The following is a 24,014-nucleotide window of genomic DNA, read 5'->3' on the forward strand; positions in this document are numbered from 1 at the left end:
CATTTATTTAGATGTTTAGTGTTGTTAAAAAGTAACAAAAGTAACAGTCTCTATGCTCTTTTTTAATGTCACTTTTACTTCTTTCAGATCACTATAATGTCTTATATAAGATAAATCTGCAATATAAGATTAAAAACAGTTATTTGTTGATAAATATGACTGCTCGGAGTCGTTCCTTTCGTCGATTTCTTTTTACAAAGGAAATAAATACGCTCTAAAAATATTGATGTATCTTTGTTTCTTAACTGAAATTTAATTTTTAGTTCTTAGTTTTGTTTTTTAATGATAAATAAAGATAGATGGAGAATAAGAAGCCTCTGATACTGATTACGAATGACGATGGTTATCAGGCTAAAGGTATAGAAGCATTGATAGATAGCGTAAAAGATTTAGGAGATATTATAGTTGTAGCACCCGATGGACCTCGTTCGGGAATGTCGAGTGCAATAACATCATTACAGCCATTACGGGTATATTTGATAAGTGAAAGCCAGAATATCAAAGTCTATGCGACAACAGGAACTCCTGTGGACTGTGTAAAGTTAGGCATAAGTGAATTAGCTGAACGCAGACCTGATATTGTTCTTTCGGGTGTAAATCATGGTTCGAATGCAGCGGTAGCTGTCCTTTATTCGGGAACAATGGGAGCAGCAATAGAAGGAGCGGTATTTAAAATACCATCTATTGGTTTTTCGTTGCTTGATCATAGTCACAATGCTGATTTTACTTACTCAAAAAAAAATATTCACTCTATTACCAAGCAAGTATTGGAAGATGGGCTGCCTAGTGGAACATGTTTGAATGTAAATATTCCGAAAGGAGACGATATAAAAGGAATCCGTGTTTGTCGTCAGACATCCGGACAGTGGGTGAATGAATTTATGCAGTCGAAAGATGGTGCAGATAAAGATATATATTGGTTGACAGGAAACTTTGAGAATGATGAACCTAGTGATGAAATGACGGATGAATGGGCTTTGGCTAACAGGTATGTTTCAGTTGTGCCGGTGAAGGTGGATATGACAAATCATGATCTTATTGCCTCAATAAAGTTTTGGGAAGCCATTCTTTAATTCTCTATCGATAAAATTACAACACAATGAAATATTTTTTGGTGGCAGGAGAAGCTTCGGGAGATTTGCATGGGTCTAACTTGATGGCAGCACTCAAAGCGCAGGATGCAGAAGCTGAATTTTGTTTTCTGGGGGGCGATCTCATGTTGGCTCAGGGAGGACGACTCGTAAAACATTATCGCGAAATGGCTTTTATGGGATTTATTCCTGTACTTCTCAATCTTAAGACTATTCTTCGTAATATGAAGATGTGTCAAAAGGAGATTATGGCGTTTAATCCCGATGTGTTGATATTGATCGATTATCCCGGATTTAATCTGAAAGTTGCCAAATATATTAAAACGCATACCAACATTCCTGTATATTATTATATCTCCCCAAAAGTATGGGCTTGGAAAGAATATAGGGTGAAATCCTTTAAGAAATATGTTGACGAAATGCTTTCTATTCTTCCTTTTGAAGTCGATTTCTATAAGAAGCATAACTATCGTATCGATTATGTGGGGAATCCTGTGGTAGATGCTGTAGCCAATTTTAGAGAAGAGAATAAGAATGATGTTAAAGATAAGTTTATAGCGGAAAACAACTTAGATAATAAACCTATTATAGCTTTACTTGCCGGTAGCCGCCAACAAGAGATAAAAGATAATCTGCCCGCTATGCTCGAGGCAATTGAAGGCTTTAAAGATTATCAAGCTGTGATAGCCGGAGCACCCGGTATAGATCCTGATTATTACAAAGAATATATAGGTCGTAATTCTTGTAAAATTGTATTTGGTCAAACTTACAGACTTTTGCAGTATGCTGATGTGGCATTGGTGACATCCGGCACGGCTACATTAGAAACTGCTTTATTCAAAGTTCCGCAAGTTGTCTGTTACAAAACGCCTATTCCTCATGTGGTTTATTGGGCATTCAAGAATATACTTCATACAAAATATATTTCGTTAGTAAATCTGATAGCCGATAGGGTAGTGGTACAAGAGCTTTTTGCCAAATTTTTCTCTGTAGATACAATTAGGGAGGAAGTTAATAAGCTTTTGAATGACAAAACCTATAGTGAAACGATGTTAGCCGACTATGATGAAGTTATAAGAATATTGGGTGAGTCTGGTGCGTCGCAAAGAGCTGCAGATATTATTATACAAAAACTAAAGAGAGGAAAATAATTCCTCTCTTTCGCTTTCTAATTTTTTATAAAGTTTATTATAACTTTTCCTATTTCTTTGTTTAGCGGAATACTTTTGTTGCTGTATGTTGGCGTTTGTTCTGCCATGTCGCTACTTTTGCAGTCTTTCAATACATGGTTCATATTCTCTATAACAACCTTTTTTGCTTTAGGATTTGCTACAGATAGTAGGTTTGCCTGTTCTGTGGGTACTTGTATGTCTGTTTTTCCTTGTATAATTAAAGTTGGAATGGTAAGTTTTGCTATCTCTTTCTGAGGATTATATTTCATTACTGATATCATATATGGTTGTACGCTTGGGCGAAATAGTGCATTGAGCGTTGGAGGTACATTTGAAATGGTTTCACCTTCTTTCAATTTATCTAAATAAGAGAATATCAGATCTTTTGTAGCTTGGGGCTGTCCCGCCAACTGCTTTTCTAATTGTTCTTTGAGTATCACATCAAAAGGTACACCCATTCCTGCTATAGAAATGTATTTTGTAACTTTTGGATTGTTTTCTGCGGCAATCATCCCAATCAACGAACCTTCGCTATGCCCTATAATTATTATGTTAGAAAACCGCTTGTCTTTCGATAATAAATCTATCCAGCCTTTTACATCTTCAATATAATTCTCAAATCGGATATCCGATTCCTCTTTCATTGCTGATTTGCTCGCTGATATACCTCTTTTGTCGAAGCAGAGTGTAGCTATTCCACTGTAGAATAATTCATCAGACAACATTTTATATGCATCGTTTTGAGTAAGTTGACTATTTCCATTGCGGTCTGTTGGTCCCGAACCTGCTATAATAATTGCTATTGGTACAGGAGTTTTACTATTCGGAACTTTTAATGAGCCAAATATATCCCCTGTTTCCGTTTTTAATACAATAGGCTCTTCACTTACGATTAATTGTGCTGATATATTTAGGGATAAGAGTAATAATAAAATAAATGATAGTTTTTTGCGATTCATATTGGTCTGTTTTTAGTGTAAATAAGGTATGATGATAAAAATAAGTACTTTAATTAATATTTCGGATATGATAAGAGCTGCTGTAAAAGAGATTCCTCCAATAACTCCTTTTATATTACCCGAAACGGAATAGGCATTGTATTTAAGAACAATGGACCAAGCTAATATTACAACAGACAGTAGAGAGGCTATTACTAATATTCCAATATTATCTTTCAGTATAGAAAATATTTCATTTGTATTTACTGCATTTATGTTTCCAAAATCTAAATGAACAGCGGGTATTAAGCCTACTAGTCCAAACAAGATATGGGGTGCTTGTGATAAAGACATTGTGCCTGCAATATCAATAATACGGACAGAAGATTTGGATACAATACGGACCGCAATATAGAAAATCACTGTCATAGAAATGAGGGTGATGATCTGATAAACTATGTGGACTGCATAGTGTTGAGGTTGATTGGGTGGTGCATATTGCATCCCGATCACTCCATTGAAATGAGTATTTCCCAGATACCCCAAAACCGATAGTAATAACATTACAATTAGCCCTAGTATAAGAGCTTTTGTACCGGCAATGTATTGAAATGGTTTGAATAACCAGCTTGCCACAGAAGGTTTACTTTTCATATTCTTTTAGTTTATCAATTATATCGTCTAATAAATTTCTCACGGTAGGGTAACTCAATTTTAAATCTTTAGCCATCTCTTTTAAACTTCCACTATTTTTCACAAATTTTAGAATAAAGTCTTGATCTTCTACAGACAGACGGGCTAGTATGGGGAGTGCATAGAGACCGTGCACCTCTGTTGCACAGTTTTCACAAACAAGGCTTTTTACTTTTAATTGTGTTTTACAACTTGGACAATTACATGGTAACATATTTACTTCATTTTTTTTACAAACATAATATTTTATTTAATAATATTAAATATGTATTTAATAAAATTTATTTTTATTTTAATTTTATGTTCACTGTATTGTTTTTAGAATTTCTAAATAAGAGTTTTAATAATGATAAAAGAATTGCTAAACTCATTATATTTGTGAAGAAAAGATGAAGAAATGAAGAACAATATAAAAATCAATTTTATACTACCATTCAAGCCTCGTCGTCCGGCAGGTGGATTTCGGGTTATGTACGAATATGCAAATCGATTGGCTTACATGGGGTATCAAGTTCATCTAACATTTCCTATCAAAACAAAGTATATGAAGTACCGTTTTCCATACTTCGTACGCTGTATTTTATCTAAAATTGAACGATTTGATAGAAATAAATGGTTCGAGTTTGATCCGGATATTACGATGTCTTATGTAAAAGAAGTAAAGGACAAATATGTGGTTGATGCTGATATTGTTATTGCTACTTGGTGGTCTACTGTATTGGATATGGGAGCACTATCTCCAGAAAAAGGTAAAAAAATCAACCTTATACAAGGCTATGAAAATTGGGAAGGACATGAAGATTTACTCTTTTCTTCGTATAACTTGAAAGATACGGTTAATATCGTTGTTGCTTCTTATTTAAAAAAAATAGTAGCTAAGCATACCAATAATAGAGTAGAATTGATTGAAAATGGAGTTGACAACAATGTATATTACATTAAGGAAAGAATAGAGAATAGAGAGATTGCAACCGTTGCTATGATGTATTCTGTTCAAGAAATAAAAGGTTCTAAATATGGGTTGGAAGCACTACATCTTGTAAAAGAGCAGATTCCCGAGCTTAAAGTTGATTTATTCGGCATTTATCCCTCACCTGAAGATTTGCCCGACTGGATTCATTATCATAGAGATCCGGATGATTTGTGTGCAATCTATAATCGTAACTCTATATTTATATCCAATAGCTTTACTGAGGGGTTTGGCCTGGTATCTGTAGAATCTATGTTTTGTGGATGTGCTCTTATATGCACTAATATAGAAGGGCATAAAGAATATGCGGTTGAAGGAGAAACGGCATTGTTGGTAGAACCGGGTGATGCGAAAAATATGGCTGATAAAATTTGCTATTTAATTAAGGATAACGAATATCGCATAGACTTGGCTAAAAGAGGACATGAATATGTGCTTCGTTTTAGTTGGGATAATGCTATAGGAAAAATGGAAACCATTATTCGAGGTATGTTGAACTAAAATTTTAATAGAGAGTGATTAACGTGAATAAATGTTGTTTTTCTCATGGTTTGAGTCTTAAATCCTTTATTATGATCGTGGATATTGATATTGTTAAAGTTTTGTAAATAAAGGTTAATTTGATGAGGCTTTTAAATGATTTGTTTTCTTTTTTGTAAAATTTTACAGCAGTTTTTTTATTAATATCCGAATTCTTAAATCCTATATACCATAACACTTTCAAGATTTTTTATAGTTTGATATCTTCTTTTTTTCAGGCTTTTTCCTTTTTATTTATTTAGTGTTGATTGCATTTCTTAAAAAGTTATTATTTTTTCTTTAGTCAAAAAAGATAAAAAATAAATTATCTTTGGCAGGAAATCTCTTTTATAAAACATTATTTATTTTAACACAATGAAACCAAATAGGAGTTTGCTCAGAATTCTTCACTCATTAATAGTTTTTTTCTTAGTCGTTTTTTTAGCTTCATGTTCGGGTTATAAACAGTTACCTTATTTAAAGAACGCAGAAACAGTTTCCCCTGAAATTTTATCAAGCGTGGCTGCTATCCATGAAGCGAAAATTATGCCTAATGATATAATTACCATTACTGTCAATTCTAATATACCAGGTGCTGCAACAGATTTCAACCTACCGATGGTACCTACTAATCTGAGTTCTGTAATACAAACAACGGCAACATATTCTAGTACAGCAGGGAGTCTGCAAAATTATTTGGTAGATAAAGACGGGCAAATAAATTTTCCAATATTAGGGCAATTAAGTATTGGTGGAATGACGTCTAAAGAGGCCCAAGATTACATTGTTTCGTTAATTTATCCACGATATATAGCTGAAAAACCGATCGTAAATGTTCGGTTCATAAATTTTGGAGTATCTGTTCTTGGCGAAGTTGCCCGCCCCGGAGTATATACTACACCCAATGGTCAAATGACAATTTTAGATGCTTTGGCTGCAGCCGGAGATATGACAATATACGGACGTAGAGATAATGTATTGTTGCTCAGGATACAAGAAAATGGAGAGATTGCGATGCATCGAATTGATATGCAAGATAAGAACTTAGTGCTTAATAAAGATCTCTTTTATTTACAACAAAATGACAAGTTATATGTTGAAACTAATAAAGCAAAAGGAAATAATTCTCGATTTGGAACCTTTGAATCGATTAGTTTATCCGCATTATCAATCGTAATCTCAGTAATTGCTATCATAACCCGCTAAATTAAATGGAAACCAATAAAAACTGGAAAGATACAAGTGCTTCAACTTCTGTAACTGATATCATATTTGATTATTTACGCTACTGGAAATGGTTTATTCTATCAGTAGCTGTGTTTTTGATTATTGGGGTCACAATCATTCTTGTTACTCAAAAGCAGTATAAATCTTCACTTTCTATATTGCTGAACGAGGATAAAGGAACAAGTAAAGGAAATGCAGCTGCAGAGTTTGATTTAGAGGCTCTCGGTTTGCTTTCTACAACAAACAATATAGAAAACGAAGTTGCAATTTTATCTTCTCCCGATTTGATGCGTTCTGTTGTAGATACACTGAATTTGCAAACTGTATATTATATTACGCAGAGACTTAGAAAGGTTGAATTATACAATCAAACGCCTTTTCATGTCACTTTAGAACCTGTAGATAAAAAAGGAATAGGAAATATTCAATTCTATATACAGAAAAATGGAACGGGATATGAAATTAGCGGGACATATGAAGATCTATTTGCTTCAGAGGAGAAAAAAATAAATGAAAAATATGAGTCTCTTCCGAACGAAATAAAGTTAGACGATGCCGCTATCAAAATTGAATTGACAGGTAAAAACGTAATTGAACATGAAAAATACTATGTTCAGATAAATGATATATACTCTACTGTTTCTGCTCTAAATGGCGCATTATCAGTTTCGCCAACAAGTAAAACGTCTTCTGTTCTTAATATAGGATTGATTGGTAATAATACTGCCAAGGGTGCTGCTATTCTTAGAGAACTTGTGAAGCAGTATAATGAAATGAACGTAAACATAAAGAATGAGATAGCATACAATACTGCAATCTTTATTAATGATAGATTGAAAGAAATATCGGTAGAACTAGGAGATGCAGAAGAGAATGTTGTTGATTTTAAACAAAAGAATCAAATAACAGATCTGAGCACAGAAGCACAGCTGTTTGTACAACAAACAGGTGAAAATGAACAAAAGTTATTGGAGGTAGAAACCCAACTCAATGTGATATCTTTAATAGAGCGTTTTGTGCAAAATCCTGCAAATAAATTTTCAGTGATACCTAACATTGGAATTGCTGATCTCGGTTTGGCTCAAATAATAAATGATTACAACAATAAGCTACTTGTTTCAGAAGTTCAGTTAAAAGGGCTGGGTGAAGAAAACCCTACACGTATAAGACTAACTGATGATATAAATAATATGCGTAGTAGCATATCCAACTCTCTAAAAAATGTCAAGCAGACATATAATATATCGAAACAAGATTTATTGAAGCAATCATCATCTACCAAATCTAGAGTATTGTCGGTCCCTCAACAAGAAAGAGGACTCATCGAAAAAGTAAGGGAGCAGCGGATTAAAGAGAACTTATTTTTATTCCTAATGCAAAAACGAGAAGAGACTAATTTGTCTATTGCTTCAACCGCGAATAAGGCACGTATAATCGTTTCACCACTCGAAGATATTCATCCGATAGCCCCTAAGTCCAATATCATTGTTCTTTCGGTATTAATACTCGGTTTTTTATGTCCGATTGTAATTATATATTTAATCAACCTATTCAAAGTTCAGATCAGAAGTAGAAGTGAACTTGAAAGATTATCGGAAGTACCTATTATCGGACAGGTAGGGAAAAATGAGGTTAAGGATCAGGTCGTAATCAGATCAAATCAAAGTTCCGGTATCGCAGAGATGTTCCGGTCATTAAGAAATAACTTAAATTTTATCCTTAAGCATAAAGTAAATCAAACAATATTAGTGACCTCTACTGCTTCCGGTGAAGGAAAAACTTTTATAAGTGTCAACTTGTCGATGAGCTTTGCTCTATCGGGTAAAAAAGTTTTAATAGTAGGTGGGGACATAAGAAATCCAAAACTCAGAAATTATGTTCAAGTATCAAGAAACAAAGGTTTGAGTGATTACCTAGTGAGTGATGATTCTTGGCGAAACTATGTTAATGATTCGGGGCTAAATGATAACTTGAAAGTGATGGTGGCCGGAACTATTCCACCTAATCCGAATGAGTTATTAATGGAACCACGCTTAAAAGAATTTATGCTCCAAGCAAGAGAAGAATTTGATTTTGTAATATTTGATACTGCTCCGGTAGGATTAGTCTCGGATACATATCTAATTGATGAGTATGTTGATGTTACATTGTATATTGTTAGAGAAAATGTAACACCTAGAGCTGCTGTAGACTTCATGAATATGCAAAAAAGTGAAGGTAAATTAATAAATATGTATCTGGTGCTCAATGATTCATATTTAGATAGTAGTTACAGATATGGATATGGAAAAGAATATGGATATGATTCAAAATCAAAAACTCGATAATTCAAGAATTCTTATTACTGGAGGAGCCGGCTTTATAGGTTCTAACCTTTGCGAAGAGTTATTAAAGTACAACTGTGAGGTTATCTGTTTTGATAATTTTTCTACAGGTAAAATGGAAAACATACTTCCATTCTTTGATAAAAAAAACTTTCGGTTAATAGTCGGGGATGTTCGCAATTATGATGATTGTTTAAATGCTATAAAAGGCGTTGATTACGTTCTTCATGAAGCGGCTTTAGGCTCTGTTCCCCGTTCTATAAAAGATCCGATAACAAGTAACGAAGTGAATGTTTCGGGATTCTTAAATATGCTATTCGCCGCAAAAGAAGTTGGTGTTAAGCGGTTTATTTATGCTGCAAGTTCTTCTACTTACGGAGATTCTGTCTCGTTGCCCAAAGTAGAAGACGTTATTGGCAAACCCTTATCTCCATACGCAATAACTAAGTATGTTAATGAGCTTTATGCTGATGTGTTTTCACGTACATACGGAATTGAATGTATTGGGCTAAGATATTTTAATGTGTTTGGAAAGCGTCAAGATCCCAATGGAGCATATGCTGCTGTTATACCGTTATTCGTTAAGAGGTTAATTAATCACGAATCACCCGTAATCAACGGAGATGGTGAGTATTCAAGGGATTTCACTTATGTAAAGAATGTGATACAGATGAACTTGCTGGCTCTGACTACATCTAATCTCGCAGCATTAAATACAATATATAATACAGCTTTTGGAGAACGAACAACTCTAAATCAATTGGTAGAATATCTAAAAGAATATCTGACTGAGTATGATCCTCTGATTGCAAATGTGGATATTATACATGGCCCAAATAGAGTTGGAGATATCCCTCACTCATTAGCAAGCATAGATAAAGCAAAAGCTTTGTTAGATTACAATCCGAAATATAGTATGAAAGAAGGATTGAAAGAGGCTGTAGAATGGTATTGGAGTAATTTAAAATAACACAAATGAACAAAATTAAGATCGCAATTATTGGCCTAGGGTATGTAGGCTTACCTCTAGCTAGGCTTTTTGCCACCAAATATCCGGTAGTCGGTTTTGATATTAATAAGGCACGTATTAAGGAATTAATGTCTGGTGTTGATCATACCTTAGAGGTAGATGCTGATATTTTACAGTCTGTTTTGAAAAACGAAAACAGTGGCAATATTGGGTTGTTTTGTTCTTGTAACTTAGAGGATATTAGTGACTGTAATTATTATATAGTAACTGTTCCAACTCCTGTAGATAAAAACAATAGGCCCGATTTGACCCCTTTATATAAAGCAAGTGAAACAGTTGGGAAGGTTATCAATGAAGGAGATATCGTTATATATGAGTCAACAGTTTACCCCGGAGCTACAGAGGAAGACTGTATTCCTGTAGTAGAAAAAATTTCAGGTCTGAAATATAATGTTGATTTTTTTGCGGGTTACTCTCCTGAAAGAATAAATCCGGGAGATAAAGAACATACTGTCGAAAAAATTAAGAAAGTAACATCGGGTTCTACACCTGACGTCGGAGAAAAAGTGAATGCCCTTTATTCCTCAGTTATTAAAGCAGGAACGCATTTGGCTCCAACTATAAAAGTGGCAGAAGCGGCAAAAGTTATTGAAAACTCGCAACGGGATATAAATATTGCATTTGTAAATGAATTAAAGAAAATATTCGATAGAATGAATATTGATACTAATGCAGTATTACAAGCTGCCGGAACGAAATGGAATTTCCTTCCATTTAAGCCCGGGCTGGTTGGAGGACACTGTATCGGTGTAGATCCATACTATCTGGCTCAAAAAGCGCAGGAATATGGCTATCACCCCGAAATAATACTTGCTGGTCGTCGCCTGAATGACAGTATGGGCGAGTACGTTGCTAGTGAGGTTGTCAAGAAGATGATTAAACAAGGTATACAAATAAAGGGTTCTAATATACTAGTTTTAGGAATTACATTTAAGGAAAATTGTCCCGATGTTCGTAATACAAAGGTTGTAGATGTTATTCGCGAACTCAAAGAATACGGTACACATATAACAATTTATGATCCTTGGGCTAATCCAGAAGAAGTGGAGCATGAATATGGACTTAGTATTGAAAAAGAATTTCCGAAGAGAAAGTTTGATGCTATTGTTAAAGCTGTTGCGCATAGAGAATTTAAAAATATGGAATTAGGAGATACTATATATGATTTAAACAATAAATGAAAAGTAAAACTATAAATGGTTTATTTTGGAGCTTTTCGGATAATTTATTACAACAGCTGATAAATTTTATTGTTGGAATTATTCTTGCTCGATTATTATTACCGGAAGAGTTTGGATTATTAGGTATCATTACTATTTTCATTTCTCTTTCTAATGTATTCGTTGATGGAGGTTTTAGTGATGCTCTTATTAATAAAAAAGATGCGACCCAAGAAGATTATAGTACTATTTTCTGGATAAATATGGCAATAGGTGTATTTTGCTTTGGTCTATTATCTTTATTGGCACCATTCATAGCTGTTTTCTTTCATCAAGAAAAGCTTGTTGAATTAATACGTATTACAGCCCTAAGTCTTATCTTTTTTTCATTATCCTCTATCCAACGTACAATGCATGTGAAGAAAATAGATTTTAAAACGATCACACTTGTATCTTTAATTTCCGTATTAATAAGTGGTGCTATTTCTATATATATGGCTTTTAGTGGATTTGGTATATTAAGTTTAGTTTATAGAATTGTGATTGGGCAGATTTTGACTGTATTGTTATTCTATATAATCTCTCCATGGAGACCATTGTTTGTATTTAATACAAAGTCATTCCAAGAAATGTTTGGCTATGGAATAAATTTATTTTTCTCAAAATTATTAAATACATTATATAATAATTTTTACTATTTCATAATAGGAAAATGGTTTTCTCCCATTGTATTAGGATATTATACTAGGGCCGATAGTTTTAAGAATATCACATCTATAAATATATCGAATACAATAACGAGAGTAAGCTTCGCTTCTTTATCTGCCATGGAAAAAGAAAAACAACTTATAAGCTTTAAAGAGTTTCTTTTAGGTACCATATTTATTACGACATTTTTAATGGCAATTCTATTTTGTTGTGCAGATTCAATTATTATTATATTGTTGGGCGATAAGTGGTTTCCTACTATAGAATATCTGAAAATTATTTCTTTATCAGGCTTGTTTCTACCTGCTTATTTTATGAATCTGAACTTTTTAGCAGTCATAAGAAAAACAAAATATTACTTGACATCAGAACTAATTACTAAAATAGCAATTATTCCAATTACTATTTTGGGAATAATATATGGAATAAAGGTTCTTTTATGGCTTATTGTACTTCATTCTGTTTTTAGTTATCTATTTATATCCTATCAGGTACAACGAGCTTCAAATTATAGAATGTTATCTCAGCTAATGATGTTTTGTCGACTTCTTATCATATTTATATCGACAGCTATTATCGTTAATTTAGTTCAAACGGTTTATGAACTAAATGTTTATATAAATATGTTGCTTGGAACTGGAATTGTATTCTTGGTCTTTTTTCTAGGGTATATTGTTTTCAAAAAAGATTTCGCTTATTTAATGATAATCTTAAAAGATAATTTTAAAAGATAATTATAGGTGTGTCTTCAATAATTCCAGTAATACAATTATTTTTTCTGTTTTCAAGAGTGTAGCTTTTACAAATTAGTTAAATTATTAGAATTAATATGGATGAGATTACTGTTTTTACACCAACATATAATAGAGCATATTGTCTTGTTAGACTTTATGAGAGTTTGATAAATCAGACCGTCAAAAACTTTATTTGGCTCATTATTGATGATGGGTCTGCCGATAATACACCGGAACTTGTCGATAAATGGAAGGAAGATGGTTTAATTCAAATCGTATATATATATCAGAAGAATCAAGGTATGCATGCGGCTCATAATACAGCATACGCTAATATTACAACAGAATTTAATGTCTGTATCGATTCTGATGACTTTATGCCGATAAATGCTATTGAGATTATATTAGATTCTATTGAGAGTATAAGAGATAATAAAGAATATGCTGGAATTGTTGGGTTGGATGCAGATTTATCTCAGAATATTATAGGAACTAAAATACCAGATCATTTGTTACGGGTTCGATTGTCGGATCTTTATTTAAAATATAAAGTAAAAGGCGATAAGAAATTAGTTTATAAAACAGATATTGTAAGAAAATATCCGCAGTATCCAATTTTTGATGGTGAAAAATTTGTTCCTTTAGGTTATTTATATCAGCTTATAGATCAGCATTTTTATTTAAAACCTGTAAATGAAATATTATGTATCGTCGAATATCTGAGCGATGGGTCAACTAAAAATATCTTATATCAATATAGGAAAAATCCAAGAGGATTTGCTTTTTCTAGATTGCATAGAATTCAGTTAAGTCACGGATTGAAAGATAAATTTAAGAATTTAATTCATTTGGTATCATCCTGTATCTTTGCTAATGATTATTCCCATCTAAGCAAAATAAAGAATAAAATATTATTATTATTAGCATTCCCCTTAGGACTAATATTAAACATATATATTAGAGTTAACACAAAATAGTATGTTTTATGATAGTACGAGTTTTACAAGTTGTTACAATTATGAATACTGGTGGTATTGAAACTCTATTAATGAATATATACAGAAATATAGATAGAGAACGTATCCAGTTTGATTTTTTAGTTCATCGGACTGAAAAAGGTTTTTATGATGATGAAATTATTCAATTGGGAGGTAATATTTACTACGTTCCACCAATAAACCCATTGAAACATAAGAAATATATAAAAAAATTAGACTCTTTTTTTAAAGACAAAGCATCTCTCTATAATATTGTGCATTCACATATCAATACATGGAGTTTATATATATTACGGGCTTCAGAAAAAGCTGGAATACCGATAAGAATATCACATAGTCATGTTTCATCACCCAAGTTAAGTTATAAAAGTTTTTTTCAAGAATATAATAAATTATTTATTAAACAATATGCGACGCATCTGTTTGCCTGTTCTATAGCAGCGGGAAATTATTTGTTTGGAGAAGATTGTGAAACTTTAGATAATTTTTATTATTTTAACAATGGGGTGGATCTTGATAAATTTGCATTTAATCTAGAAACTAGAAAAAAAATAAGAAAAGAACTACTTCTAGACGATTCTCTTATAGTAATCCATGTTGGTAATTTTAGTAAACCAAAGAATTATCCTAAGCTAATCGAAGTGTTTTATAATATAGTGCAATTAGAAAATAAATCTAAACTACTTCTTGTTGGAAATGGGCCATTAAGAACAAAGGTCAAGAATATTATATCAAAATATGGTATAGAAGAAAACGTAATTTTTTTAGGTGTAAGATCGGATGTTTATGACCTGCTTCAAGCTGCGGATCTTTTTATATTACCTTCTCTTTTTGAAGGACTGCCTTTATCTGTAATTGAAGCTCAGGTTTCAGGTATCTTAACTATTATTTCGGATAAGGTTCCAAAACAGGCTCTAATAACAAAAAATGCAGCAAGTATATGCCTGAAATTATCATCAAAACAATGGAGTAAGGATATTTTAAAAATGTATTTAACTTCTAGTCGACAAACTCAAAGTAAAGAGTTCATAGATGCAGGCTATAGTATTAATCGTAATACAAAATGGCTAACTGATTTTTATTTAAGGGAAATTGATAAATTATAATCATATGGTTTCTGAAATAAAAAGTAATTATAAAGAGATTCTAATCGTTTTTTTTGCTACTTTATTAAGTATCTATTTTCCCTCTTTAGGGAATCTCAGGATATTTGATTTTGTTAGCTTTGTGTTAATATTATACGTTTTGACTAAGGATAAGGAAAGTATAAATAAAGATATATTGCCTTTTTTCCTTTTTTTTACTCTTTTTATTACATTCTCTATTATAATTTCTATAATAAATCAAGCTGAAATTATATATATACCTAGAATATTAGGTAGTTATTTTACTGTAGCTTATTCAATATTATTCTATTCTTATTTTGTTAATAGAATAGATAGATTAGCAATAGCCTTAAAATATACGATTTATATCCATGCTATCTTTTTTTATATTCAATATATAAGCTTCCATCTTGCAGGAATATATATAGATTTTGTAAAAACGATTACAGGTAATGATTCTCGAAATATAGGTGGTATTTTTAACTTGGATACTTCAATTAGAGCTTCTGGGTTATATTCCGAGCCTGCAACATATTCTTTATTCATCTTGTCTTTAATGAGTGCTTTTATATTATATAAAAGGAGGATGAATTTTATAGATTGCATAATATTAATGTCAATAATTTTGTCAGTATCTGCTTCTGGTATTATATATTTATCTGTATTTATTGTTATTTATTTTATATTATACTCTAACTTGAGTTGGCTGAAAAAGACTGTTATATCTATTAGTTTTGCTAGTATATTACTTTTTTTCAATCTAACTTTTATAGAATCAGATTATCTATATACTAAAATATATAATTTTGAGAAAAGTGGTTCATTTCAGTATCGTATAGGGAATATATCAAAAGATGTTGATAATTTACCTTTTTTTAAACAACTTTTTGGAATAGGATATGCAAACTTAGATGCTAGTGTAGATAAAGGATCAACCTTTTCTTCATTATTTATTGAACATGGGTATATTTTAGGGGGATTTTTTTTACTTATACTGCTAGTATTCCTTATTAAAAACCATGTCAGATGGTATATTTTAGCATACATTGCATTGTTATTTATGGGTACTCATACATTTGCACAAATCCAGTTTTGGATTTGGATATTATCAATAGCAATCATTTCTAATTACATATATTATGACCGACAGAATTTATAAGGTAATGCCTCTATTTATTCAAAACTTAATGATAAGTATATTTAATTACTTAGCCTACCGAAAACGTTATGGTGGAAATTATAAATATTATAGAGATTTATTACTTCGTAGAGAAAGCCTAGAACTAAAAGAACTTCTTGAGATACAAAAAGAAAAATATGATCAATTTATTTTATATGTTTTAGAGAACTCACCCTTTTATAAAAAAATATATACAGAAAACAAAAATGAATTTCCGATAGTAACAAAAGAGCAGATACGAAGAAATATAAATAATATATATACAATTAATAAAAATAATGGTATAATATCAAAAACTGGAGGAACTACAGGTAAATCATTGGAGGTTGTATTTACTCATAACGATATGCAAGAGCGGTTTGCTATGCTGGATAACTTCAGATCAAAATATGGATATGAACTAGGAAAGAAAACAGCTTGGTTTTCAGGAAAGGCTTTATTAACTAATAGGGATATTGAGCAAAATCGTTTTTGGAAGACAGATGTGTTTTATAATGTTCGATATTATTCAACATTTCATATTAAAGAAGATTATCTGAAATTTTATATACAAAATCTCATTAAATACAAACCCCAATATTTGGTAGGATTTCCATCCTCGATTCTAGAAGTTGCAAAATATGGGATAAAGCATAATTATAACTTTCCTACTAATATCGTTAAAGCTATATTTCCCACAGCAGAAACCATAACTGATGAAATGAGAAAGACTATCGAGTTTTTCTTTAAAACGAATATATATAATCAATATGCTTCATCAGAAGGTGCTCCTTTTATATTTGAATGTGAGAACCATAAGCTACATCTAGAATTACAAAGTGGTCTTTTCGAAGTTCTGGATGACTTTAATGTACCAACAAATAAAGGTAAACTCGTAATTACAAGTTTTACAACACATGGTACTCCTCTTCTCAGATATGACATTGGCGATATGGTCGAACTATCAGACGAAGTTTGTACCTGTGGAAATAACAATCCTGTAGTAAAAGAAATTCTAGGTAGAATAGATGATTATATATATTCTCCCGACAATGGGAAAATCAACCTAGGGAATGTTTCAAATACATTAAAAGGGACAAAAGGAATTATCAAATTTCAGGTAATTCAGAATGAAGTTAACTCTATTGAGATACTAATTGTAATTGACAGTAAAATATATAATGAAAAAATAAAAAATGCTTTTCTTGCTAATTGGAAGGATCGAGTAGGACATAATATGATAATAAAAATCACGCAAGTTGAACACATACCAAATGAAAAAAGCGGTAAATATAGGATTGTAAAGAACAATATTAAACATCTTCTTAACAAATAATGAAAAGTAAGCTCATTCGCATAACCACAGTTCCAATATCATTAGATAAGCTTTTAGATAAGCAGATGGCTTTTATGAAAGATTATTATAAAGTCATTGCTGTTTCTTCAAATGAATCTTTCCTGAAGAAAATTGGAGAAAAAGACGGTGTTGATACCTACTGTGTTGAAATGACAAGAAAGATTACACCTTTTCAAGATGTAAAAGCGATATGGAAACTTTATTGTTTTCTCAAGAAAGAGAAACCTTTATTTGTGCATACCCATACGCCGAAAGCTGGTATGGTTGGCATGGTGGCGGCATTGTTGGCAAAAGTGCCTAATAGACTGCATACTGTAGCGGGTTTACCTCTGATGGAAACAAAAGGACTGAAGCGAAAAGTACTGAGCCTTGTAGAAAAAATAACTTATAAATGTTCTACAATAATATATCCTAATTCCAAAGGTCTAAGAGACATTATAATAAACGAGAAGTTGTGTCCTGAGAAAAAAATAAGAATAATAGGAAATGGTAGTTCCAACGGAATAAATACATCTTACTTTGATCCCATTAATATTTCTACTCTGGAAAGAGCCGATTTAAAAGAGTCTTTAAATATTGATAGTGATAACTTTGTATTTATTTTTGTTGGACGCTTAGTTACGGATAAAGGAATAAATGAGTTGATCAGTGCTTTTGATGATATATCACATCGTAATAGAAAAGTGAAGCTCTTACTTGTTGGTAATAGAGAGCCTGAACTCGATCCATTGAAAAAAGAAACACTGGAGTTAATTTCTAAAAACTCGAATATTATAGAGGTTGGTTATCAGCCTGATGTAAGACCATATTTTGCTATTTCTGATGTACTAGTATTTCCTAGTTATAGAGAAGGGTTTCCGAACGTAGTTATGCAAGCCGGAGCGATGGGATTAGCGTCTATCGTTACTGATATAAATGGCTGTAATGAGATTATAATCAATGATACAAATGGAGTTATTATTCCCCCTAAAAGCTCATTTGAATTGCAGCGTAGAATGGAATTGTATTTAAATAATAATGCATTACTTGCAAAACATAGGTCTAATTCACGTAAAATGATTGTATCTCGATATGAACAGGAAATTATTTGGAGAACTTTATTATCAGAATATAAATCCTTAGAGTAATGTATCGCAACTTGTTTAAACGCATTTTAGATTTTGTATGTTCACTAATAGGCTTCATAATTCTATTGCCAATATTTCTATTTCTGACAATATTTCTGGCAATAGCAAATAATGGGAAACCTTTTTTCTTTCAACAACGCCCCGGTAAGAACAATAAGATATTTGAAGTTGTTAAGTTTAGAACAATGAATGATAAAAAAGATGCGCAAGGAAATCTACTGTCAGATAAAGACAGATTAACGTCTCTTGGCAGATTTATTAGAAAAACTTCATTGGATGAAATTCCTCAATTAATAAATGTAATAAAAGGAGATATGAGTTTAGTTGGTCCTCGTCCTTTACTTCTCGAATATCTTCCTTTATATAATGAACAGCAGATTCGCAGACATGAGGTTCGTCCAGGAATAACAGGATGGGCACAAATTAATGGTCGAAATGCTATTTTGTGGAAAGATAAATTTGAATTAGATGTATGGTATGTAGATAATATATCTATATCTTTAGATATAAGGATACTACTCCAGACTATATTAAAAGTGTTTAAATCGGAAGGTATAAGTTCTGACACAAGTCTTACCATGGAAAAATTTGAAGGGAACAAATAGTATGAAGAAGGTGTATTTATATGGTGCAGGAGGGCATGCTAAAGTAATATTAGATATTCTTCAGTTAAACAATATCGTTGTTGAAAAAATATTTGATGATGATATAACCATAAAAGACTTTATGGGAATTCCTGTATCAAGAGAGAGCGGATCACCTCTGATTGTAAGTATAGGAGATAACATGATTCGAAAAAAAATTGTTTCTACCTTCTCTAATATTAGATATGAAAGAGCAATATCACAAAAAGCAATAATATCTGAATCTGCTTTGGTAGAAGAAGGTACGGTGGTAATGCAAGGCTCAATTATACAATCTTGTGCTCGTATCGGCAAGCATGTAATAATAAATACTGCATCAACTATAGATCATGACTGTATTATTCACGACTTCGTACACATTGCACCTGGCTCAAATCTATGTGGAGAAGTTGAAGTAGGGGAAGGAACTTTGATTGGTGCAGGATCTACAATTATACAAGGAGTTAAAATAGGAAAATGGTGCAAAATTGGAGCGGGATCAGTAGTTACTCGAAATATTCCGGATAATGTAGTCGCTATAGGAGCTCCTTGCAAAGTAACAAAACTTTTATAAAATGATGAATACTAATGAACGTATCTGGCTCTCTCTAGCACATATGGGAGGGCACGAACAGCGGTTTGTTCAAGAAGCTTTTGATACCAATTGGGTAGTGCCCATGGGCCCAAATGTGGATGCTTTTGAAACGGAATTAGCCGCATTCCTTCAGAGCAATGTATATGTCGCTGCGTTAAGTGCAGGAACAGCTTCTTTACATTTAGCTTTGATTATTTTAGGTGTAAAACAAGGAGATGAAGTCCTTTGTCAAAGCTTTACTTTTTCGGCATCGGCCAATCCTATAGTCTATCAAGGTGCAACTCCTGTCTTTATTGACAGTGAGAAAGATACGTGGAATATGTCTCCGGAACATTTAGAAAGAGCTATAAAGGATCGGATATCTAAAGGCAAAAAACCGAAAGCAATTATACCCGTGCATCTCTATGGTATGCCCGCAAAGATAGAAGAGATACAAAGTATTTCCTCAAAATATGAAATACCGATCATTGAAGATGCCGCAGAAGCATTAGGATCGAGATATAAAAACCAGCATTGTGGAACTTTTGGTGAAATGGCTGTACTCTCCTTTAATGGGAATAAAATAATTACGACATCCGGAGGTGGTGCACTTGTCGCCCATAATGAGGAATATATAAAAACGGCACGATTCCTGGCAACTCAGGCTAGAGATGCTGCGCCACATTATCAACATTCACATATCGGATATAATTACCGAATGAGCAATGTCGTAGCCGGAATTGGTAGAGGGCAAATGCTTGTTTTAGAAGATAGAATCAAACAAAGACGAACAAATAATGAGTTTTATCGTAAAGGTTTAGAAAAAGTTGAAGGAATAAGTTTCCAAACAGAGCCTTCATCTGATTATTTTTCTAATTATTGGCTGACATCTATACTTGTTAATCCTTTAAAAACAGGAGGGAAAACGAGAGAAGATATATATGATGTATTAAACGAAAATAATATAGAATCCAGACCTTTATGGAAGCCAATGCATATGCAACCAATATTTAGCGGTTGCCCATATTATGGAGACGGAACATCTGAACGATTATTTAGAGATGGGTTATGTCTTCCGTCTGGGACTAGTTTAAGTTTTGATGATATAGATAGAGTAATAAAAGCTATAGAGAGTATGTTCTAAACTCAGAAGAATAAAAATGATAAACAACACTACACGAAAAATATATAAGAGATTCTTAGAGAATCGTCTGCTGAGCAGATGGTTCGTCTTGTTGATCGATTTGGCAATAGTCACTTTTGCGACTATCATATCATATATTCTAACACTTCAGATATACAAAAATATTCATATAGTATATCATCCGGTATTCTTCGAATATCTGGCTATAACCGTATTATTTAATGCCGTCTGTTTTAGTATATTTAAAACATATAAAGGAATTGTCCGTTATTCTACAATTCATGAATTTCAAAAGATACTTACATCCTTGTTGTTTGCTGATTTACTTATATTTCTTACATTATATAAAGTTATAGGTCCATCAGGAAGCGTTGCTGTCGCATATTGTAGTACACTCTTTTTAGTTTCATTGGTTTGTTTGTACGGGTTTCGCTTAGTTGTCGTTTATACTTATCAGACATTAACACGACGGTTTGGGAATAATCCTTCTATACCTGTATTTGTGTGGGGGTTAAATGAAGACAATATTGTTCTTGCGCAGCTGTTAAGTACAGGAAACAATAGATTCAGGATTATAGGCTTTCTTACAACAGAGCCTGATTCAAAGTTAAAGAAACTCACAAACGTACCCGTTCTTACTATTCAGAAGCCCGAAGATTTCGTAAAATACAAAATAAAAGATATATTGTTTACCAAAGAAGATGAACTAAAGAATGAAGCTAATTATGTTGAAAAACTATTAAGCTTAAATATTCGCATCTATATAAGTAAACAAATGAATATAGATAGTTTATCTCAACTTTCAGATATTAGTCGAAGTATTCGTCCTGTTCAGATTGAAGATTTGCTTGGGCGTCCCGAAATAAATATCAGCTTGAATGTTATAGCTGAAAATGTTCAAGGTAAAAATATTTTGGTGACAGGTGCTGCAGGTTCAATAGGAAGTGAAATAGTCAAACAGCTAGCTCAATTTTCTCCTGCTTCTATTATTTGCCTCGATCAGGCTGAAACGCCATTGAATGATTTGGATATTGAATTAAAGAAGCTTTACCCTTGCTTAAACTATACTACTATTATCGGAGATGTTCGCAATCATACAATTATCAATTTTGTGTTTGATAAATATAAACCTAATATAGTTTATCATGCCGCTGCTTATAAGCATGTCCCAATGATGGAAAGATATCCATGCGAAGCTATAATTACCAACGTATTAGGCACAAAGGTTTTAGTCGATTTAGCAATTGAGTATGATGTTGAGATGTTTATTATGGTCTCAACAGACAAGGCTGTAAACCCTACAAATATCATGGGGGCAACTAAACGTATCGCAGAAATATACGTTCAGTCTTGTGCTGCTGATCAGAAGAAAAATAAGTCTCATACTAAATTTGTGACAACACGCTTTGGTAATGTATTAGGAAGTAATGGCTCTGTTATTCCATTATTCAGAAGGCAGATAGAAAAGGGTGGTCCAATAACTGTAACAGATCCTGAGATCACTCGTTATTTTATGACCATTCCGGAGGCATGCCGCTTGGTTTTGGAAGCTTCTGTCATCGGTAAGTCCGGTTATATTTACGTCTTTGATATGGGACAGCCTGTAAGGATCTATGATTTAGCAAAAAAAATGATAGAGTTGGCCGGTTTAGTTCCGGAAAGAGATATCGAAATTCAATTTTCAGGATTAAGGCCCGGAGAGAAGCTGTATGAAGAGTTATTGAATGACTCTGAAATAACAGAACAGACTTCGCACAAAAAGATTATGATGGCTAAAGTAAGGGAATACCATTTTCAGGATATTTTACCTCAAATAGAGCAGTTAATTTTAGTCGCCCAGACAAATGATAAATACAAACTCGTACGACAGATGAAAGTACTCGTACCTGAATTTGTTAGCAATAATTCAGAATTTGAACAACTTGATCAAAACAATATAGATACCACTAGCAATTCTCAAATTTGGGTATAAAAGAAATACCTGTATTTATTTTTACAAAACAGACAACAGAATCCGACAGATGCTCATTGTATTTACTCCGAATATGAAATCACTTGCCCACTAATTTGCATAAGCGATATTTCACATAATTTTGTATTATATTCAGCTTGAACAAGTCTTTCTTCGGCTTCTAATAGACTGTTTTGTGCCTCTCGTAATTCTATACCTGACAGGTCTCCAAGTTTGTAGCGTTCGATAGCTATTTCATGGTTTTCTTTTGCTGTTTGTACATTTTCTTTTTCAAGATTTGTCAGATCTATATTATTTCTATAAGCCATCCACATATTCGAAAAATCGGCTTTTATAGAGAGTATAGTTTGCTCGTATTGGAGTTCTTTGTTTTCAACTTCTATACGGGCATTCTTTTGTTTTCTTTTTCTATTGAAGCCATCAAACAGGTTGAAACCTAGAGTTAATCCATAGGTTAAGCCCAAATTGTTTTGATTATCTATAGTCCCCGTATTGTAAATGTTTTTTGTATAACCATAGCCTGCATTAAGTTTCAAATACGGATAGTTCTCACTCTGAGCTGTTTTTAAATCAAGCAAACTAAGATTCTTGTTTTTATTTGATAACAAAAGGAAAGTATTCGAAGATAGCGTTTTTTGCCAAACATCTTCTTTATTTATAAACTGATTGAATTCAATTATAGAGTCCGTGGTTACAATGAGTTGCTCGATATTGTCTGCAGCCATCATTTGGTTAAGTGATATGCGAGATGTATATAATACTTCATATTGTTTAATCAAGCGAGAGCTGTCACTGTTGAAGTCTACCTTCGCTTGTTGAAGATCGAGCCGAGAGCCTGCTCCAATTTCGTATCTAGCTTCAACAATACGCAATCTTTCTTTAGATAACTTAACGGCTGATTTCAAATTTTTTAATCGGATATTCTGCTGGATGTAATTGTAATATTCTGAAGTTAAACCCGATACGAAGTTCTCTATCGTTAAGCGGGTATTCAGTTCCCCCATCTTTTGCAGCTCTTTTAAGCGTTGGTGATTCGTTTGGATATTGAAGCCATCAAAAACAGTCCAATTCAAGTTTACACCTGCATTCAATAATTGATTGTGAATGCCGTTATTCTTATTTTTCTCTCCATTTGCCAAATTCTGTGTTGTATTGTTTACCGAACCCGAGTAACCCGTTGTGAGATCTACAGACGGAAGGTATCCTGCATTTCCCACTGTGAGATTGTTGTCCGATATTTCCTGATTATTACGCATAATACGAATATCATAGTTCTTTTGCAATCCCGTTTCTATACATCTTTTCAGATCGAATACAACCTGAGAATTACATATGCTTGGTGCAGCTATTGCTAGAATGATAATTAATATATATTTTTTCATCATCAA

Annotated in this window: 21 protein-coding genes; 17 read left to right on the top strand and 4 right to left on the bottom strand. The window is 32.7% G+C overall.

The features are described 5' to 3' along the window. Window positions 1-299 precede the first annotated feature (299 nt). Window positions 300-1,073 carry a 5'/3'-nucleotidase SurE gene (gene surE, locus QOX35_RS14975; protein WP_283687615.1) on the top strand — a complete coding sequence of 258 codons (774 nt, stop codon included), beginning with the start codon at window positions 300-302 and terminating at the stop codon, window positions 1,071-1,073. A 26-nt stretch (window positions 1,074-1,099) separates the two neighbouring features. Beyond that, the gene (gene lpxB / locus QOX35_RS14980) at window positions 1,100-2,242 is read left to right on the top strand and encodes a lipid-A-disaccharide synthase (RefSeq protein ID WP_283687616.1); all 1,143 of its coding nucleotides are present in this window, start codon (window positions 1,100-1,102) and stop codon (window positions 2,240-2,242) included. A 17-nt stretch (window positions 2,243-2,259) separates the two neighbouring features. On the opposite strand, the gene QOX35_RS14985 is transcribed toward lpxB, so the two are convergent. The 3 genes from QOX35_RS14985 to QOX35_RS14995 are packed head-to-tail and all read right to left on the bottom strand — an operon-like array spanning window position 2,260 to window position 4,108. Beyond that, entirely contained in the window at window positions 2,260-3,222 is a 963-nt protein-coding gene (locus tag QOX35_RS14985) for an alpha/beta hydrolase (protein WP_283687617.1), read from the bottom strand. A 12-nt stretch (window positions 3,223-3,234) separates the two neighbouring features. After that, window positions 3,235-3,855, bottom strand: coding sequence for a hypothetical protein (locus QOX35_RS14990; protein ID WP_283687618.1), 621 nt, complete (start codon window positions 3,853-3,855; stop codon window positions 3,235-3,237). After that, a complete protein-coding gene (locus QOX35_RS14995) occupies window positions 3,845-4,108 on the bottom strand; it encodes a DUF2089 family protein (RefSeq protein WP_135104380.1) in 264 nt (87 codons plus the stop codon). Before QOX35_RS14995 ends, QOX35_RS14990 begins: the two co-directional genes overlap by 11 nt. Before the next feature lie 183 nt (window positions 4,109-4,291). Here QOX35_RS14995 and QOX35_RS15000 point away from each other — a divergent pair, with 183 nt between their 5' ends. The 15 genes from QOX35_RS15000 (at window position 4,292) to QOX35_RS15070 (ending at window position 22,626) form a co-directional block, all read left to right on the top strand. Beyond that, a complete protein-coding gene (locus tag QOX35_RS15000; protein WP_283687620.1) occupies window positions 4,292-5,365 on the top strand; it encodes a glycosyltransferase family 4 protein in 1,074 nt (357 codons plus the stop codon). Window positions 5,366-5,758: 393 nt separating this feature from the next. Then, on the top strand, window positions 5,759-6,589 hold the full coding sequence (locus QOX35_RS15005) for a polysaccharide biosynthesis/export family protein (RefSeq protein WP_349630739.1): 831 nt from the start codon (window positions 5,759-5,761) through the stop codon (window positions 6,587-6,589). A 5-nt stretch (window positions 6,590-6,594) separates the two neighbouring features. Next, complete coding sequence (locus QOX35_RS15010) at window positions 6,595-8,937, top strand: GumC family protein (RefSeq protein WP_283687622.1); 2,343 nt, start codon at window positions 6,595-6,597, stop codon at window positions 8,935-8,937. After that, on the top strand, window positions 8,894-9,904 hold the full coding sequence (locus QOX35_RS15015) for an SDR family oxidoreductase (protein WP_283687623.1): 1,011 nt from the start codon (window positions 8,894-8,896) through the stop codon (window positions 9,902-9,904). Before QOX35_RS15010 ends, QOX35_RS15015 begins: the two co-directional genes overlap by 44 nt. 5 nt (window positions 9,905-9,909) lie before the next feature. Beyond that, window positions 9,910-11,145 (top strand): nucleotide sugar dehydrogenase, encoded by a 1,236-nt coding sequence (locus QOX35_RS15020; RefSeq protein WP_283687624.1) that lies wholly within the window; start codon window positions 9,910-9,912, stop codon window positions 11,143-11,145. Further along, window positions 11,142-12,566 (top strand): lipopolysaccharide biosynthesis protein, encoded by a 1,425-nt coding sequence (locus QOX35_RS15025; protein WP_283687625.1) that lies wholly within the window; start codon window positions 11,142-11,144, stop codon window positions 12,564-12,566. Before QOX35_RS15020 ends, QOX35_RS15025 begins: the two co-directional genes overlap by 4 nt. Before the next feature lie 95 nt (window positions 12,567-12,661). Next, the gene (locus QOX35_RS15030; protein ID WP_283687626.1) at window positions 12,662-13,543 is read left to right on the top strand and encodes a glycosyltransferase family 2 protein; all 882 of its coding nucleotides are present in this window, start codon (window positions 12,662-12,664) and stop codon (window positions 13,541-13,543) included. A gap of 8 nt (window positions 13,544-13,551) precedes the next feature. Next, window positions 13,552-14,670: a glycosyltransferase family 1 protein gene (locus QOX35_RS15035; RefSeq protein ID WP_283687627.1), complete on the top strand. Its 1,119-nt coding sequence runs from the start codon at window positions 13,552-13,554 to the stop codon at window positions 14,668-14,670. A 4-nt stretch (window positions 14,671-14,674) separates the two neighbouring features. Next, entirely contained in the window at window positions 14,675-15,829 is a 1,155-nt protein-coding gene (locus QOX35_RS15040; RefSeq protein ID WP_283687629.1) for a hypothetical protein, read from the top strand. Further along, the gene (locus QOX35_RS15045) at window positions 15,810-17,165 is read left to right on the top strand and encodes a phenylacetate--CoA ligase family protein (protein WP_283687630.1); all 1,356 of its coding nucleotides are present in this window, start codon (window positions 15,810-15,812) and stop codon (window positions 17,163-17,165) included. Before QOX35_RS15040 ends, QOX35_RS15045 begins: the two co-directional genes overlap by 20 nt. Continuing rightward, complete coding sequence (locus QOX35_RS15050; RefSeq protein WP_283687631.1) at window positions 17,165-18,313, top strand: glycosyltransferase family 4 protein; 1,149 nt, start codon at window positions 17,165-17,167, stop codon at window positions 18,311-18,313. The genes QOX35_RS15045 and QOX35_RS15050 overlap by 1 nt, the downstream gene beginning before the upstream one ends. Further along, on the top strand, window positions 18,313-18,918 hold the full coding sequence (locus tag QOX35_RS15055) for a sugar transferase (protein ID WP_283687632.1): 606 nt from the start codon (window positions 18,313-18,315) through the stop codon (window positions 18,916-18,918). The genes QOX35_RS15050 and QOX35_RS15055 overlap by 1 nt, the downstream gene beginning before the upstream one ends. A gap of 10 nt (window positions 18,919-18,928) precedes the next feature. Then, window positions 18,929-19,510, top strand: a complete 582-nt coding sequence (locus QOX35_RS15060) for an acetyltransferase (protein WP_283687684.1) — start codon at window positions 18,929-18,931, stop codon at window positions 19,508-19,510. A gap of 1 nt (window position 19,511) precedes the next feature. Next, window positions 19,512-20,654, top strand: coding sequence for a DegT/DnrJ/EryC1/StrS family aminotransferase (locus QOX35_RS15065; RefSeq protein ID WP_502846774.1), 1,143 nt, complete (start codon window positions 19,512-19,514; stop codon window positions 20,652-20,654). 16 nt (window positions 20,655-20,670) lie between these two features. Beyond that, window positions 20,671-22,626: a polysaccharide biosynthesis protein gene (locus tag QOX35_RS15070; protein ID WP_283687633.1), complete on the top strand. Its 1,956-nt coding sequence runs from the start codon at window positions 20,671-20,673 to the stop codon at window positions 22,624-22,626. Window positions 22,627-22,688: 62 nt separating this feature from the next. Here the strand turns inward: QOX35_RS15070 and QOX35_RS15075 are convergent, their stop codons facing one another. Beyond that, window positions 22,689-24,008: a TolC family protein gene (locus QOX35_RS15075; RefSeq protein ID WP_283687686.1), complete on the bottom strand. Its 1,320-nt coding sequence runs from the start codon at window positions 24,006-24,008 to the stop codon at window positions 22,689-22,691. Between the last annotated feature and the right edge of the window lie 6 nt (window positions 24,009-24,014).

The sequence above is a fragment of the Dysgonomonas sp. Marseille-Q5470 genome (assembly GCF_951230145.1).
In the GTDB taxonomy this organism is placed as follows: domain Bacteria; phylum Bacteroidota; class Bacteroidia; order Bacteroidales; family Dysgonomonadaceae; genus Dysgonomonas.

Coding starts and splice junctions, on each gene's coding strand:
- surE (WP_283687615.1), top strand. CDS start 300: ATGGAGAATAAGAAGCCTCTGATACTGATTACGAATGACGATGGTTAT.
- lpxB (WP_283687616.1), top strand. CDS start 1,100: ATGAAATATTTTTTGGTGGCAGGAGAAGCTTCGGGAGATTTGCATGGG.
- QOX35_RS14985 (WP_283687617.1), bottom strand. CDS start 3,222: ATGAATCGCAAAAAACTATCATTTATTTTATTATTACTCTTATCCCTA.
- QOX35_RS14990 (WP_283687618.1), bottom strand. CDS start 3,855: ATGAAAAGTAAACCTTCTGTGGCAAGCTGGTTATTCAAACCATTTCAA.
- QOX35_RS14995 (WP_135104380.1), bottom strand. CDS start 4,108: ATGTTACCATGTAATTGTCCAAGTTGTAAAACACAATTAAAAGTAAAA.
- QOX35_RS15000 (WP_283687620.1), top strand. CDS start 4,292: ATGAAGAACAATATAAAAATCAATTTTATACTACCATTCAAGCCTCGT.
- QOX35_RS15005 (WP_349630739.1), top strand. CDS start 5,759: ATGAAACCAAATAGGAGTTTGCTCAGAATTCTTCACTCATTAATAGTT.
- QOX35_RS15010 (WP_283687622.1), top strand. CDS start 6,595: ATGGAAACCAATAAAAACTGGAAAGATACAAGTGCTTCAACTTCTGTA.
- QOX35_RS15015 (WP_283687623.1), top strand. CDS start 8,894: ATGGAAAAGAATATGGATATGATTCAAAATCAAAAACTCGATAATTCA.
- QOX35_RS15020 (WP_283687624.1), top strand. CDS start 9,910: ATGAACAAAATTAAGATCGCAATTATTGGCCTAGGGTATGTAGGCTTA.
- QOX35_RS15025 (WP_283687625.1), top strand. CDS start 11,142: ATGAAAAGTAAAACTATAAATGGTTTATTTTGGAGCTTTTCGGATAAT.
- QOX35_RS15030 (WP_283687626.1), top strand. CDS start 12,662: ATGGATGAGATTACTGTTTTTACACCAACATATAATAGAGCATATTGT.
- QOX35_RS15035 (WP_283687627.1), top strand. CDS start 13,552: ATGATAGTACGAGTTTTACAAGTTGTTACAATTATGAATACTGGTGGT.
- QOX35_RS15040 (WP_283687629.1), top strand. CDS start 14,675: ATGGTTTCTGAAATAAAAAGTAATTATAAAGAGATTCTAATCGTTTTT.
- QOX35_RS15045 (WP_283687630.1), top strand. CDS start 15,810: ATGACCGACAGAATTTATAAGGTAATGCCTCTATTTATTCAAAACTTA.
- QOX35_RS15050 (WP_283687631.1), top strand. CDS start 17,165: ATGAAAAGTAAGCTCATTCGCATAACCACAGTTCCAATATCATTAGAT.
- QOX35_RS15055 (WP_283687632.1), top strand. CDS start 18,313: ATGTATCGCAACTTGTTTAAACGCATTTTAGATTTTGTATGTTCACTA.
- QOX35_RS15065 (WP_502846774.1), top strand. CDS start 19,512: ATGATGAATACTAATGAACGTATCTGGCTCTCTCTAGCACATATGGGA.
- QOX35_RS15070 (WP_283687633.1), top strand. CDS start 20,671: ATGATAAACAACACTACACGAAAAATATATAAGAGATTCTTAGAGAAT.
- QOX35_RS15075 (WP_283687686.1), bottom strand. CDS start 24,008: ATGAAAAAATATATATTAATTATCATTCTAGCAATAGCTGCACCAAGC.